Annotated in this window: 10 protein-coding genes; 4 read left to right on the top strand and 6 right to left on the bottom strand. The window is 37.5% G+C overall.

Features of this window, described 5'->3' with window-relative positions:
* The first annotated feature begins 43 nt into the window (after positions 1-43).
* Positions 44-181: a hypothetical protein gene (locus K322_RS20765; protein ID WP_157279362.1), complete on the top strand. Its 138-nt coding sequence runs from the start codon at positions 44-46 to the stop codon at positions 179-181.
* 3 nt (positions 182-184) lie between these two features.
* Positions 185-832: a hypothetical protein gene (locus K322_RS0101190; RefSeq protein ID WP_026625215.1), complete on the top strand. Its 648-nt coding sequence runs from the start codon at positions 185-187 to the stop codon at positions 830-832.
* Positions 833-912: 80 nt separating this feature from the next.
* On the opposite strand, the gene K322_RS0101185 is transcribed toward K322_RS0101190, so the two are convergent.
* The 4 genes from K322_RS0101185 to asnB all read right to left on the bottom strand — a co-directional run bounded on the left by K322_RS0101185 (position 913) and on the right by asnB (position 7,249).
* Positions 913-3,096: a glutamine synthetase III family protein gene (locus tag K322_RS0101185; RefSeq protein WP_026625214.1), complete on the bottom strand. Its 2,184-nt coding sequence runs from the start codon at positions 3,094-3,096 to the stop codon at positions 913-915.
* Positions 3,097-3,120: 24 nt separating this feature from the next.
* The gene (locus tag K322_RS0101180; protein WP_026625213.1) at positions 3,121-4,353 is read right to left on the bottom strand and encodes an LL-diaminopimelate aminotransferase; all 1,233 of its coding nucleotides are present in this window, start codon (positions 4,351-4,353) and stop codon (positions 3,121-3,123) included.
* A gap of 44 nt (positions 4,354-4,397) precedes the next feature.
* Positions 4,398-5,237, bottom strand: coding sequence for a diaminopimelate epimerase (gene dapF / locus K322_RS0101175; RefSeq protein WP_026625212.1), 840 nt, complete (start codon positions 5,235-5,237; stop codon positions 4,398-4,400).
* 338 nt (positions 5,238-5,575) lie between these two features.
* Positions 5,576-7,249 (bottom strand): asparagine synthase B, encoded by a 1,674-nt coding sequence (asnB, locus tag K322_RS0101170; RefSeq protein WP_026625211.1) that lies wholly within the window; start codon positions 7,247-7,249, stop codon positions 5,576-5,578.
* Positions 7,250-7,529: 280 nt separating this feature from the next.
* Between asnB and gltB the strand changes: the two genes are divergently transcribed.
* Positions 7,530-12,035 (top strand): glutamate synthase large subunit, encoded by a 4,506-nt coding sequence (gene gltB, locus K322_RS0101165; RefSeq protein WP_026625210.1) that lies wholly within the window; start codon positions 7,530-7,532, stop codon positions 12,033-12,035.
* Between the two features lie 58 nt (positions 12,036-12,093).
* Positions 12,094-13,518 carry a glutamate synthase subunit beta gene (locus K322_RS0101160; protein WP_026625209.1) on the top strand — a complete coding sequence of 475 codons (1,425 nt, stop codon included), beginning with the start codon at positions 12,094-12,096 and terminating at the stop codon, positions 13,516-13,518.
* Between the two features lie 53 nt (positions 13,519-13,571).
* Here K322_RS0101160 and K322_RS0101155 read toward each other — a convergent pair whose 3' ends face one another.
* Together K322_RS0101155 and K322_RS20055 are read right to left on the bottom strand one after the other, a co-directional pair.
* Positions 13,572-14,795: a M48 family metallopeptidase gene (locus K322_RS0101155; RefSeq protein WP_026625208.1), complete on the bottom strand. Its 1,224-nt coding sequence runs from the start codon at positions 14,793-14,795 to the stop codon at positions 13,572-13,574.
* Positions 14,795-15,451 carry a hypothetical protein gene (locus tag K322_RS20055; protein WP_051290542.1) on the bottom strand — a complete coding sequence of 219 codons (657 nt, stop codon included), beginning with the start codon at positions 15,449-15,451 and terminating at the stop codon, positions 14,795-14,797. The genes K322_RS0101155 and K322_RS20055 overlap by 1 nt, the downstream gene beginning before the upstream one ends.
* Positions 15,452-15,487: the final 36 nt, after the last annotated feature.

Genomic DNA, 15,487 nt, shown 5'->3' with positions numbered 1-15,487 from the left:
AACAACACCAATTATAAACAAACAAGACTAAAACTTTTATTTTATGAATCAAACACTAACACTATTTATTGTGCTATTTACTTTTGCATTCTCTCTGTCTTGCAGTGATGATGATGAAAATAGCCTAAGAATTGAACAAAAAGAAAATGATAAATGGGTATCGGCACAATCTCTATCTTGAGATGTGAAAAGCACTCTCGAATTCCGTATCAAAGGAGGTAACGGAACATATAAAGTTGTAGTTACCGATAAAGATGAAAACTCTATGTATAGCGAGATTGCATCTGCTGACACTTACGAACCCGGAGTATACAAGGTGACGCCATACAAAGTAGGGACTACCAGAATCACAATTACTGATGCGGATAATAATTCTTTAAAGGTAAATCTGGAAGTAAAAGAAGGCATTAAAAAAATCTACACAGGAGATGTAGGGGTAGAAATTGACGGCATATCTGATGCCGACAAAACTCTATTACTATCAGAAATGGATAATAATATATTATTTAAGAAACATAATATTATAGTATTAGCCTATATTACAACACAATCAGGAAAAGTTACTATTACTGATTCGAAAGAGAAAGAATTACATACCGGTGAGTTTTCTGAGAATTTGAAGATTTCTGGTAATACGTATGGGGAAATGACATTCAGCGTGGATAATATAACACACACATACATGATCAGTCCCAGTGGAATTTATCCGCCATTAAGAAGTCTGGGGCCTGTTCTCCTGTATTTTACTGAAAATATCATTGATCAATACAAAGAAAAATATCCTGATCTGAAAATTGCCCGTACTATCACAAGTGTCTCTTATCCTCGATAAAAAAGTAATCAGATAAATAAAAAGCAGTGGATGTATTCCACTGCTTTTACTATTTATAATTCAATAGAAAGTCTGCTTGCTTATCTGATGAATAATAATTCTCTGTATTTAGGAAGAGGCCACATTTCATTATCAACAATCAATTCCAATTTGTCTATATGATAACGGATTTCATCCAAATAAGGAGCTACTACATCATGATATTCGATTGCTTTTTCGCGTTCGTTTTCGATGTTGTTAGCTTTTTTACGAGCATCAACCATTTCATGTACTTTAGCATTAATAGCATTTACATGTCCTGAAATTTTATCGATCAAACGAATTTGCTCTGCTCCTTTTTCTTTATAATCTTCGAATACATCTTTTAGTTTCGAGACATTAACAAGAAGGATAGATTGATATGTGATAGATACCGGTATGATATGATTCAATGCGAGGTCACCCAATACACGAGATTCGATTTGAATTTTCTTAGTATAAGTTTCCCATTTCACTTCATTACGGGCATGAAGTTCTACTTCAGACAAGATACCTGCAAAAGTTTTGATACTTTGTTTTGAAGTATAGCTGTCATAAATAACAGGAACACTTGTTTCGCAATCAAGTCCACGTTTAGCAGCTTCGGCCTTCCATTCGTCACTATAACCATTTCCGTTGAAACGGATTGCACGAGATTCTTTAATATATTTCTTAAGTACTTCGTAAAGAGCTTCTTCTTTAGATTTACCAGTTGCAATCAGCCCGTCAACTTCTGCTTTAAAAGTTCTCAGTTGATCAGCTACAGATGCATTTAACGCAGTCAATGCTGATGCACAGTTTGCCGAAGAACCTACTGCTCGGAACTCGAAACGGTTACCGGTGAAAGCAAAAGGAGAAGTACGGTTACGATCTGTATTATCTAACAAGATTTCAGGAATCTGTCCAACACCCAAGCTCACGCCTTTTTTGTCGTCAACTGTAATAGCATCTTTAACAGAGCTGTTCTCGAATTTATCAAGAATATCGCTAACCTGAGTTCCTAAGAATACCGAAATAATTGCAGGAGGTGCTTCATTAGCTCCTAAACGGTGTGCATTTGTCGCTGAAGATATAGATGCTTTAAGCAATCCATTATTTTTAAGTACAGCTGCAAGAATATTCACAACGAAAGTTATGAAACGAAGATTTTCTTCGGTATCCTTACCTGGAGACAATAGATTAATGCCTGTATCGGTAGATAAAGACCAGTTATTGTGTTTTCCTGATCCGTTGATTCCTTTGAATGGTTTTTCGTGAAGAAGTACACGAAATGAATGACGGCGAGCAATTTTCTCCATCAAAGACATAACCAAAAGGTTGTGATCGACAGCCAAATTACATTCTTCATATATAGGTGCTAATTCGAACTGATTAGGAGCAACCTCATTATGACGTGTTTTAACCGGAATACCTAGAGCATAAGATTCATACTCCAATTCTTCCATAAATTTAATAACACGTTGTGGAATAGATCCAAAATAATGATCTTCCAACTGTTGATTCTTAGCACTTTCGTGACTCATCAGAGTACGTCCAGTCAACATTAAGTCGGGGCGTGCAGCATATAAATCTTCATCTACAAGGAAATATTCCTGTTCCCAGCCAAGATTAGAATTTACTTTAGTAACATCTTCGCTTCCAGGAAAATAATGGCATACATCAATCGAAGCCTTACTTACTGCTGCTATTGATTTTAATAAAGGAGTCTTATAGTCTAATGATTCTCCTGTATATGAAATAAATATAGTAGGGATACAAAGAGTGTCCTCTATAATAAATGCTGGTGATGTTGGATCCCAAGCTGAATACCCACGCGCTTCGAATGTATTACGAAGACCTCCAGATGGAAAGCTCGATGCATCCGGTTCTTGTTGTGCAAGAATTTTTCCACTAAATTCTTCGATCATACCACCATTACCGTCATGCTCAACAAAAGCATCATGCTTTTCGGCAGTACCATCGGTCAAAGGATGAAACCAGTGAGTATAGTGAGTTGCTCCATTTTCAAGAGCCCACATACGCATACCGGCAGCAACATGTTCTGCAATACCTCTGTCTATCGGCTCACCTTTATCGATAACCTTGCTCATCACTTTGAATGTCTCTTTTGACAGATACTTAGACATTGCTTTGCGATTGAATACTTTTTCACCGTAGTATTCGGACGTTTTGCCTTGTGGCTTTTCTACCTCTACAGGTTTTCTGTTTGCTGCGGCAGCAACAGCTTTGAAACGTAACTTAGACATAAAAGCTGATTTTTGTTGTGGATATTATAGTTTTATATTCTTTAATCTATTGATAGCTTCTTTGGTATTTTCGAGAGATCCGAAAGCGGTCAATCTTAAATACCCTTCGCCACTTGGGCCAAAACCTACTCCGGGTGTTCCTACTATATTAAGTTCATTAAGGAGGTAATCAAAAAACGCCCAAGATGTCATACCATTAGGTGTTTTCACCCAGATATATGGAGAATTAACTCCACCGTATACTTTCAGACCTTGAGCGGCAAGACCTTCTCTTATTATCTTTGCATTATTCAAATAATATTGGATAGTTTCCTTTACTTGTTTTTTGCCTTCGGGAGAATAACATGCTTCCGCTGCTCTCTGAATGATATATGGTACGCCATTAAACTTAGTTGTGTGACGACGGTTCCATAATTTATTCAATTGAATTTCTTCGCCTTTACTTGTATAGGCGATCAATTCTTTTGGTATAACCGTATAAGCACATCTAGTACCTGTAAATCCTGCTGTTTTAGAAAAACTGCGAAACTCTACAGCGACTTTCTTTGCTCCTTCTATTTCGTAAATACTGTGAGGAACATTATCTTCTGTGATATATGCTTCGTAAGCAGAGTCGAATAGAATAAGAACTTTATTCGCCAAAGCATAATCTACCCAAACTTTTAACTGATCTTTAGTTAAGGTCGTTCCGGTCGGGTTATTCGGATAACATAAGTAAACAATATCAACTTTTGATGTTGGTAATGAAGGCACAAAATTATTTTCTTCGGTACATGGCAGATATACGATCTTATTCCATTTACCATCGGAACCCAAGTCTCCGGCACGTCCTGCCATCACATTAGTATCAACATATACTGGATATACTGGGTCTGTGATTGCAACTACATTATCGGTTCCTAAGATATCTCCAATATTACCGGTGTCACTCTTTGATCCGTCACTTACGAATACTTCATCAGTTTGAATATCCAAACCTCTGGCCTTATAATCATTTTCGACAATTGCATTAACCAGAAAATCATAGCCTTGTTCGGGGCCATATCCTCTGAATGTAGAACTGTCAGACATTTCGTCCACAGCTTTATGCATTGCATCGATACAAGCTTTAGGTAATGGTTTTGTTACATCACCAATACCAAGCCTTATAATATTAGCAGATGGATTTGCTGCTTTAAATTCATTTACTTTTCTTGCAATATCCGAGAATAAGTAGCTTCCCGGTAGTTTGATATAATTTTCGTTTATTAATGCCATATGCTACAGCTAGGTTCTTTTTGTTTATGAAATACTGACTACTTTTATAAGATTATACCTTCGAATACCGTCACAGCATCTCCGGTCATATATACATGATTGTTACTTTCTCTCCACTCAATTTCCAGATCACCACCTAAAAGATGAATTGTAATCTTACGATCTGTATAATTGTTTAATATTGCAGCAACAGTAGCAGCACAGGCTCCTGTTCCACAAGCTAGAGTTTCCCCGGCTCCTCGTTCCCAGACTCTCATGTTAAGAGTTTTACGATCTACAACTTCAATAAATTCTGTATTAGTTCGGCGAGGAAATACGGGATTGTTTTCGAATTTAGGACCCAACACAGGAAGATCAAAATCTTTAATTCTTTCAGTGAAAATCACAGCATGAGGATTCCCCATCGATACACAGTTAATCTGCCATGTCTTACCATCGATAACCAAAGGTTGATTAAGAACTGGATTAGCTTCGATATTTACAGGAATCAAGACCGGATCAAGAATCGGTTCTCCCATATCGACCGTAACTTTTCTTGATCTTTTATCTCCTTCCAATAATGTTATATATTTAACTCCGGCTTTGGTTTCCAGTGTTATTTCTTTTTTATCGGTCAAACCATTGTCATATACATATTTGCCAATACAACGGGTTGCGTTTCCACACATTTCTGATTCTGATCCATCCGAATTGAACATCTGCATTCTGAAATCGCAAGTTTCGGAAGGAAATATCAGCACAAGCCCATCCGAACCTATACCGAAATTACGATTGCTTAATTCTATAGCGAGTTGTGAGGGATTTTCTATGAGGTTTGTCGCACCATCTATATAGATATAGTCGTTACCTGCGCCTTGCATTTTGGTAAACTTAAAATTTCTCATCTTTTATGGATGTTTTTAGAGCTTTTGTTTATTTTACAATACAAATTTGATATAAATTATTCAATCTTGCAAGATTTTTTGTCTAAATCTTATTTTTGATTATCAAAACAAATCATATTGAAAGCAAAAAAGATATTATTGATAATAAATAGTTAGATAATGTTAGAGTTGTTATTTTACATGGATTCTTTTTGTATAACATTGTTTATTAGTTAGTTGTTTTTATTATAGATGATATTAATAAATTGATTTATATCTGTCATCTACAACAAGCAATTTGTAATTAAAAAAAGCAATACAAAGATAATTTGTATTGCTTAATTATTGCATAAAAATGATTATTTATCATACGCTTCTGCATGTACTGATTTTATAGCCCGCCCGGAAGGATCTATTCTGTTTTTGAAAGATTCGTCCCATTCCAAAGCAACAGCACTACTGCATGCTACTGACGGAACAGACGGAACAGTACTTGCTGCTGATGCTGAAGAAAAATGCTCCTCAAACATGGTTCTGTACCAATACTCCTCTTTTGACATCGGGGGATTTATAGGAAATCGCTCGGCAGCACGTTCCATTTGTTTGTCAGAAACCTTTTTCTCTGCCATTTCACGAAGTGAATCTATCCAATTATAACCAACTCCGTCTGAGAACTGTTCTTTTTGTCGCCAGGTAACACTTTCGGGGAGATATCCTTCGAACGCCTGACGCAAGATATGTTTTTCGATTTTGCCATTTCTTCCACACATTTTATCTGCGGGGTTAATTCGCATAGCTATATCCATAAATTCTTTATCCAAAAATGGCACACGCCCTTCAACACCCCATGCCGATAACGTTTTATTAGCTCTCAGGCAATCATATAGATGTAATTTATCTAATTTTCGAACTGTTTCTTCGTGTAATGCTTTTGCATCGGGTGCTTTATGAAAATAAAGGTATCCACCGAAAATCTCATCCGAACCCTCTCCGGACAACACCATTTTGACGCCCATTGACTTTATAAATCGAGCCAAAAGGTACATTGGTGTAGATGCTCTGACTGTTGTCACATCATAAGTTTCTATATGGTATATAACATCACTTAATGCGTCGAGAGCCTCTTCTACCGTAAAATTAATTTCATGATGAACGGTACCGATATGCTCCGCGACTTTTCTTGCAGCAATTAAATCGGGAGCCCCCTTCAGACCAATCGCAAAAGAATGCAACTGAGGCCACCAAGCTTCGGTTTCATTATCATTTTCAACACGGCGAGCCGCAAATTTTTTAGCGACAGCCGATATTATTGAAGAATCCAACCCTCCCGAAAGCAAAACCCCATAAGGTACATCTGACATTAGCTGGCGATGAACCGCATCTTCCAATCCTTTTCGAAGAACATCAATGTCTGTTGAATTATCTTTTACGTTATCGTAAGTCATCCAATCACGCTTATACCATTGCTTTACTTCTCCTTCACGACTATCCAAATAATGACCAGCCGGAAATTCTTTGATGTTAGGACAAAACCCTTCTAAAGCTTTTAATTCACTTGCAACGTATAACTGTCCGGCTTTATCATAACCTATATATAAAGGGATAATCCCCATGTGGTCTCGACCAATAATATACCTGTTGTTCTCAATATCGAATAGAGCAAAAGCAAATATTCCGTTAAGATCTTCAAGCATGTCTATACCTTTATCTTGATACAAAGCTAAAAGAACTTCACAATCAGATTGAGATTGAAATTCGTACTTATCTGCGTATTTAGCCCTAATGCTTCGGTGATTATATATTTCACCATTAACCGCTAGCACAAGCTTCTTATCCTTGCTATATAAAGGTTGTCCTCCTGATGTTATATCTACGATTGATAATCGCTCGTGAGCAAGTACAGCTTTGTCACCACAATATATTCCTGACCAATCCGGTCCTCGATGACGGATTTTTTTTGCCATTTTAAGTACCTGCGAACGCAAGACCTCCAGATCTTGTGTTAATTCAAATGCTCCTACAAATCCACACATATATAATTATATTTTACTTGATTTTTTAGTCGAAATTTTAGCAAATATATATCATTTTATTTTATTTTCATCTAATAATAAATCACATAAATACTAATTAGCTGAAAATTAGAAACAAAAAGTAAAATTTTAGATAAATTGTTATAAAAATCAAAGGTAAAACTGATTTTATGTCAATCAAATCAGTTTTATATGGTAAATATTTTTATCTTTGCGAAAATAACTACCATTTTGATTAACTAGAATTTGATTCGCTTATATTTATTAACTTAGAAGTAATATGCAAGACTTATCATTAGCACAGCAGCATGGATTATATGATTCAAGTTACGAACACGACGCTTGCGGTGTCGGTCTGGTGCTCCATTTGAAAGGAGCAAAATCGCATGCCATTGTTGAAAATGGCTTGCAAGTACTTGAAAATATGACCCATCGGGGAGCAGAAAGTGCAGATAATAAGACCGGTGATGGTGCCGGTATTATGCTGCAAATACCTCATGAGTTTATACTCCTGCAAGGTATTCCTGTCCCTGAGAAAGGACGATATGGTACAGGTCTTATCTTCTTGCCAAAAGACGAACTCGAAGCCGAAATATGTATGGTTGCGGTTTCTGATTTGGTTGAAAAAGAAGGTTTACACCTGTTAGCTGTTAGAGATGTTCCTGTCAATAGTGATATTCTTGGTGAAATTTCGAAATCGAACGAACCTTCAATCAAACAGATTTTCATTACAGGCGAGGGATTATCTCAGGATCAATTAGAATTAAAACTTTATCTGCTTCGTAAGAAAGTAGAAAAGATGATTCTGAATTCTACGCTCAAAGACAAGCGTAACTCATATGTAGTGAGTTTGTCAACAAAGAGGATAATTTACAAAGGGATGTTAACATCTCTTCAGTTAAGACATTATTTTCCTGATTTGTTAAATCCGAACTTTACCAGTGGTATTGCTTTGGTACACTCTCGTTTCAGTACAAATACATTTCCTACGTGGGATTTGGCTCAGCCATTCCGTTTAGTGGGGCATAACGGGGAAATAAATACAATACGCGGCAACCGTCTATGGATGGAAGCCCGCGAAAGTGTAGTTAAGTCAGAAGCCTTAGGCGATGTCAATGATATCTGGCCTATTGTACAATCGGCAATGAGCGATAGCGCATCTTTTGATAATGTATTGGAGTTTTTGGTGATGTCGGGCAAATCTCTGCCTCACGCTCTGGCTATGATGATTCCCGAGTCGTGGAACTTTAAAAATCCGATATCTTCAGATTTAAAGGCATTCTACGAATACCACTCTATATTTATGGAGCCTTGGGATGGTCCTGCCACAATTTTGTTTTCGGATGGTCGTTATGCAGGCGGACTATTAGATCGTAATGGTTTACGTCCAGCTCGTTATCTTATTACTCACAATGATGTAATGGTGGTTGCTTCCGAAACCGGGGTTCTTCCTTTTGAACCTTCCGAAATTAAGGAACGGGGACGTTTGAAACCTGGTAAAATGTTGATGATAGATACCGAAACCGGAACTATACAATACGATACCGAATTAAAAGAAAATCTTGCCAAAGCATATCCGTACAGAGAATGGCTGAACAAAAACAGGATCTCGCTAGATGATATATCTTCGGGTAGAAGCATAAAATATACAGTAGATAATTATGCTCAGCTTTTACAGGCTTTTGGATATTATAAAGAGGACATTGAAAAGCTGATTACACCAATGGCTCGAGATGGAAAGGAACCTGTCGGATCTATGGGAAATGATGCTCCATTAGTTGCATTATCGAATAAAAACTACCGGATTTTCAGTTATTTCCGACAATTATTCGCACAGGTAACAAATCCTCCGATTGACCCAATCCGAGAAGAGTTGGTAATGTCTCTGTCTGGGTATATCGGTTCTCTACATAAAAATATCCTAGAACCATTACCCGAACACTGTAAGATGGTAAGGTTGACACACCCGATTATAACCAATCGAGAGCTGGATTTATTAGTCCACCTTGAATACAAAGGATTTAAGGCCAATATTATCCCTATGCTTTTCGACCCTAAGAAAGGGGCATCTAGTCTTGAAAAAGCAATTGAAGACCTTTGCTTACAGGCTGAAAAAGCTGTGGACAACGGAAGCAATTATATTATTATATCCGACAGAGGTGTCGATGCAAACCATGCTGCTATACCATCATTACTTGCCGTATCTGCCGTTCATCATTATTTGATAGACAGACGGAAGCGTATGCAGATTGATATTGTTGTAGAATCGGCAGAACCTCGTGAAGTAATGCACTTTGCATTATTATTCGGGTATGGTGCAAACGCTGTAAATCCTTACCTGTCATTTGCTATTCTCGAAGATTTAGTAAAAAACGGAACAGTTCAACTGGACTTTCATACAGCAGAGAAAAACTATATCAAGTCTATAGATAAAGGTCTTCTCAAGACTTTGTCAAAGATGGGTATCTCTACTCTGAAAAGTTATTTAGGTGCTCAATTGTTTGAAGCAGTAGGACTTAATTCATCCGTTATCAATAAATACTTTAAGGGTACAACTTCAAAAATTGAAGGTGCTGACCTGAGTGATATTGCTTCAGATACAATCGCAAGTCACAAAGATGCTTATTCTGATAACGATATAGATACCTCGCTTATCAATCTAGGGGTTTACTCTTGGAGAAGAACAGGCGAAGACCATGCCTGGAATCCCGAAACAATAATGAAACTCCAGATGGCAACCCGTCTCGGCAGCTACAAAAAGTTTAAGGAATATACAGATGGAATAGACCAAAAATCAGAAAAGATTTTCCTTCGTGATTTTCTTGATTTCGATCCGGCGAAAAAGCCTGTAGATATATCTGAGGTAGAATCGGCATCGGCTATCACTAAACGATTTGTAACAGGAGCCATGTCATTTGGTTCTATCAGCCGCGAAGCTCACGAGGCTATGGCTGTAGCTATGAATGCCATTGGAGGAAAAAGTAATACCGGCGAAGGGGGGGAATTGGCAGAACGATTTGCAACAAATGCCCGTTCCGCAATCAAACAGGTTGCATCCGGACGTTTTGGTGTAACAACCGAATATCTGGTTAATGCAGATGAAATTCAGATCAAAATAGCTCAGGGTGCAAAACCCGGAGAAGGAGGTCAATTGCCCGGATTTAAAGTTGATAAGATCATAGCACAGACCCGACATTCTATACCGGGTATTTCACTGATATCTCCACCTCCACACCACGATATTTATTCCATTGAGGATTTGGCTCAATTGATATTTGACTTGAAGAATGTCAATCCCAAAGCTATTGTCAGTGTTAAACTCGTTTCTGAAAGTGGAGTAGGGACTATTGCGGCGGGGGTTGCTAAAGCGAAAGCCGATCTGATTCTTATAAGCGGATGCGAAGGCGGAACAGGAGCAAGTCCTTTAAGTTCTATTAAATACGGAGGCTTACCTCTCGAAATTGGGCTTTCGGAAGTACAACAGACACTCGTTTTAAACAATCTTCGAGGACAAATACGCTTACAAACAGACGGACAGTTAAAGACCGGTCATGATATTATCGTTGCTGCCATGTTGGGAGCCGAAGAATTCGGATTCGCTACAAGTGCATTGATTGTATTAGGTTGTATTATGATGCGTAAATGCCACTTAAATACTTGTCCGGTTGGAGTTGCTACTCAGAGTGAAGAATTGAGAAAGAAATTTTTAGGTCGAAGTGAGTATCTAATTAATTATTTCAATTTCTTGGCAGAAGAAGTAAGAGAACATCTTGCTGCTTTGGGATTTACTTCTCTCGATCAAGTTGTAGGACGCTCCGATCTGTTGAAGTTTGTAAAAGACGATTCAACGAGTAAGTTAAGCAAGATCGACTTATCACGTATTATTTATCATCCTGCAGAAGCTAAAGTAAATGCAGTAAAACATACCAAAGAACAGGATCACAAGTTAAGTGAAGTGATAGATGTTGAATTAATAAAAACTTCACGACCTGCGATAGAAAAATGTATGCCTGTTGAACTTTCCCGCCCGATCAAAAATACCGATCGAGCAGTAGGTGCGATGCTTTCCGGCGAAATAGCCAAGAAGTATGGAAATGCAGGTTTACCCGACAATACTATACAGTGCTCATTTAAAGGATCTGCCGGACAAAGTTTTGGAGCATTCCTTTCTCATGGTGTAACTTTCAGGCTTGAAGGAGATGCCAACGACTATGTAGGTAAAGGACTTTCGGGCGGTAGATTAGTAATAATCCCCCCAGCTACAAGCACCTATAAACCCGAAGAAAATATTATTGCCGGAAATACACTATTATATGGTGCCACGGGAGGTGAAGTATATATCAGCGGACAGGTAGGCGAACGCTTTTGCGTTCGTAATAGTGGCGCTACAGCTGTAGTTGAAGGAGCAGGCGATCACTGCTGCGAATATATGACAGGAGGGCGTACCGTTGTTCTTGGACGTACAGGACGCAATTTTGCCGCAGGTATGAGTGGTGGTGTAGCGTATGTTTATAATGTTGATGGAGATTTCGATTTCTTCTGTAATATGGAGATGGTAGAACTTTCGTTAATCGAAGACAGTGCGGATAGCAAAGAACTTCGTCAGCTTATTTCCAATCATTATGAGTTTACCAAAAGTCCTCAGGCTAAGAGAATTCTTGATAATTGGGGAGAAGAGGTGAACCGTTTTATCAAAGTAATGCCTATCGAATACAAAAAGGTATTACAGGAAGAAAAGATGGAAGCTCTGAAAAAGAAAATCGCTAATGTCGAATTCGATTATTAAAGGTCATAGACCTATTTGTTTAAAGAAGTATCAATAGAAAAAATATACTGTAGGTAAGATGGGAAATCCAAAAGCATTTTTAACAGTAAAAAGAAAAGACGCAGGATATCGTCCTGTTCAGGAACGTATTCTGGATTTCGGAGAAGTAGAGCAGACTTTAAACTCCGAAGACCGTCAATTACAGGCATCACGCTGCATGGACTGCGGTATTCCATTTTGTCAATGGGGATGCCCGCTAGGCAACAAGATGCCCGAATGGCAAGACTATATTTATAAAGGAAACTGGAGATTGGCTGCTGAAGTACTAATGCAGACTAATGATTTTCCGGAATTTACAGGACGTATTTGTCCTGCTCCATGTGAAAAGACCTGCGTACTGTCTCTCCATCGGTCTCCAATAACTATTCGTGAAAATGAAGCATCAGCTTTAGAGCATGCTTTCCAAGAAGGATATATAAAGCCCCGTGTACCTAAAGTTCGTACGGGGAAAAAGGTCGCAGTAATCGGTTCAGGTCCATCAGGGCTTGCTGTTGCTAATCAATTGAATCAAAAGGGACATGATGTAACTGTTTATGAAAAAAACAGTCGCCCCGGAGGACTATTGCGATTTGGTATACCCGATTTCAAACTGAATAAAAATATAGTAGATCGCCGTATAAGTTTAATGGAAGCTGAAGGTGTGAAATTTATAAACAATACAGAAGTGGGTATCGACGTCAGAGGCAAAGACCTGATGAAAGACTACGATGCAGTTTGTTTGGCCATAGGATCACAGGTTCCAAGGGACTTACCTGTTCCCGGACGTGAATTGAAGGGTGTTTATTATGCAATGGAATACCTAACAGTGAAAAATAAAATTGTAGCCAGAGATGAAGTTCCTGCCGACCAGATTATTGATGTTAAAGGAAAAAATGTATTGGTGATCGGTGGAGGAGATACAGGCTCTGATTGTATTGGAACAGCGAATCGTCAACAAGCGGCAAATATTCTTCAAATAGAAATTATGCCTAGACCTCCTAAATTGGAAGATTTGGATAACGTATGGCCTACACCATTTCCAACAGTACTCAAAACCAGTTCTTCACATATGGAAGGTTGTGACCGCCGTTGGTCTCTCAACACAAAACGTTTTATTGGCGAGAACGGCATTCTGACCGGAGTAGAGCTTGTTGAAATAGCTTGGGAGAAAGATGAAAGTGGACGCATGGTTATGAAAGAAGTAGGTAAACCCGAGATTCTGAAAATCGATTATGCATTTCTTGCTTTAGGATTTATTCACCCAATACAGGAAGGTTTGCTCGAAGAATTAGGAATCAAAGTAGATGATATTCGCAAAAATGTTGCTACAGATGCCAACAGGGCTACTAATATATCGAAAGTGTTTGGAGCTGGAGACTGTGTCAGCGGACAATCGTTGGTTGTAACAAGTATTGCTTCGGGTCGAAAAACAGCTAAGCATATAGATGATTTCTTGAAGAAATAAAAGACAATATTAGAAAAAAGCGAGTTGATCTAGACTCGCTTTTTTTATTTAAGCTAATTTGCTTTGATCTTATTTATACGTTGCAAAAGGGTAGGGTGTGAGTAATGAAAAAATACATTCAATGGATCGGGATTAAGATTACTAAGTGATTTTACAGATAGTTTTTTTAATCCACTGATAAGAAATTCTCCGAAGCCGAAACTACAGGCGTAATGGTCTGCTTCATACTCATTTTTACGGCTTAGCATATTCATCAATAGGCTTGTAATTATTGAAATAGGAGTAAATAATAGAGAAAAGGCCAACAACCCAAGATGAAATGAGGGTATATTACTGCTCATTGCCTCTGATACGCTCATACTATTTAAGAAAAAAGACAGGATATATAATAATAATCCTGTTTGAAGGATTGAAACTATCAATTGTATTGTTGTATGCTTTTTTTTGTAATGCCCTATCTCATGAGCTAGTACGGCCACAATTTCATCAGTTGTCAAATCATTTATTAATGTATCAAATAAAACAATTCTCTTTTTATTTCCAAGTCCTGTAAAATAGGCATTTGCTTTGGTTGTTCGTTTCGAGGCATCCATTACGTATATATTGGTAAGCTCAAAACCTGCCTTTTGTGAAAATTGCTCTATCGAATTTCTTAAGTCACCATCGGTTAATGGAGTTTGTTTATTGAATAGAGGTACAATTAGATTCGAATAAAACAAAGTCATAAACAGCGAGAATAGAGTTACTATTCCCCACGCATATATCCATGCTAAATTTCCGGCATTCTGATAAAACCAGATAATAGCTGAAAGTATAATTCCACCCAAAATCAAACTCAAGATTAAACTTTTGACAGAATCAATCCAGAATATGCTTTTTGTAGATTTGTTAAAACCATATTTTGTTTCAATAACAAAGGTATCGTAGTAAGAAAAAGGCAATGATAATATCTGGCTGGCAATAAATATTACACATAGAAATACAAGAGTAATAAGCATAGGATTAGAAACATACAGGCGAATAAAGGAATCTAACCAACCAAAACCCGATAGAAGAAGTATCGTAAACAATAAAATAAATGATATACTGCCCGATAGAAGATTTAATCGGCTGTTTTCCTTTTGATATGATTGTTGTAACCTGTATTTTTCATTGTCATAAATCCCGATCAGTTCACTCGGAACCTGGTCAGACATTCTTTTACGATTTCGATACGCCAGATATTGAGTCCAGATAAAATCAAAGGAAACAATTATAAGTAATAAATAATAAATCATCAGTTACGTTTTATTGAAAACATGTATCCTGTATATATAGCAAGACCATAAAATAATACATCCATTGGTTGAAATGTTTCAATGGCTATGCTCATCGAAATATCCCAATTGAGATTTGAAATAGCCTCTAGATATGAGTAACTTTCATACTGGTCTGCAATAAAGCAAGTATAGCTGATAATGTTACCGCAAAAGCAGGCTATAAGCGCAAGTCCCGCACCTAAAATACCATAAACAGGAGTTAAGCCTTTACCAAACTTCTGAATCGTAAATCCCACAGCAACACCAACCCCCATAGCCATGTAGGAAATTTGATACTTGGTTGCAACTGTAATTATTGTCCAAATGAATACACAAATAATTGAAGCCAATACTCCACCTAAAACAGCCATTGGAAAATTCTGCTCAGCCTTCAGTCGCTCAAAATCTTCAATATTGTTTTCTGTGATCATTTGCATCACAGTCTCATTGCTAATTATATTATTCTGCTGTGTACTATCAACTGGATCCTCCATCGGAAAAATAGATCGGCGTTCTATTACCGGATCTAAAGATAATGGCTGATTATCTATTATTTCAGATTCAGTTACATTATTGAAAGCCTCGTTAAAATCTTTCTCGTAATCAAAATCACCTATATTATCATTATCCCTCATATAAAAAAAAGGTATTATAGAGTTTGTGGCTTATTC

The sequence above is a fragment of the Indolivaga capnocytophagoides DSM 22835 genome (genome assembly GCF_000426485.1).
GTDB lineage: Bacteria > Bacteroidota > Bacteroidia > Bacteroidales > Dysgonomonadaceae > Dysgonomonas_A > Dysgonomonas_A capnocytophagoides.
This window is presented reverse-complemented; position numbering and strand designations above follow the sequence as displayed.

Coding starts and splice junctions, on each gene's coding strand:
- K322_RS20765 (WP_157279362.1), top strand. CDS start 44: ATGAATCAAACACTAACACTATTTATTGTGCTATTTACTTTTGCATTC.
- K322_RS0101185 (WP_026625214.1), bottom strand. CDS start 3,096: ATGTCTAAGTTACGTTTCAAAGCTGTTGCTGCCGCAGCAAACAGAAAA.
- K322_RS0101180 (WP_026625213.1), bottom strand. CDS start 4,353: ATGGCATTAATAAACGAAAATTATATCAAACTACCGGGAAGCTACTTA.
- dapF (WP_026625212.1), bottom strand. CDS start 5,237: ATGAGAAATTTTAAGTTTACCAAAATGCAAGGCGCAGGTAACGACTAT.
- asnB (WP_026625211.1), bottom strand. CDS start 7,249: ATGTGTGGATTTGTAGGAGCATTTGAATTAACACAAGATCTGGAGGTC.
- gltB (WP_026625210.1), top strand. CDS start 7,530: ATGCAAGACTTATCATTAGCACAGCAGCATGGATTATATGATTCAAGT.
- K322_RS0101160 (WP_026625209.1), top strand. CDS start 12,094: ATGGGAAATCCAAAAGCATTTTTAACAGTAAAAAGAAAAGACGCAGGA.
- K322_RS0101155 (WP_026625208.1), bottom strand. CDS start 14,795: ATGATTTATTATTTATTACTTATAATTGTTTCCTTTGATTTTATCTGG.
- K322_RS20055 (WP_051290542.1), bottom strand. CDS start 15,451: ATGAGGGATAATGATAATATAGGTGATTTTGATTACGAGAAAGATTTT.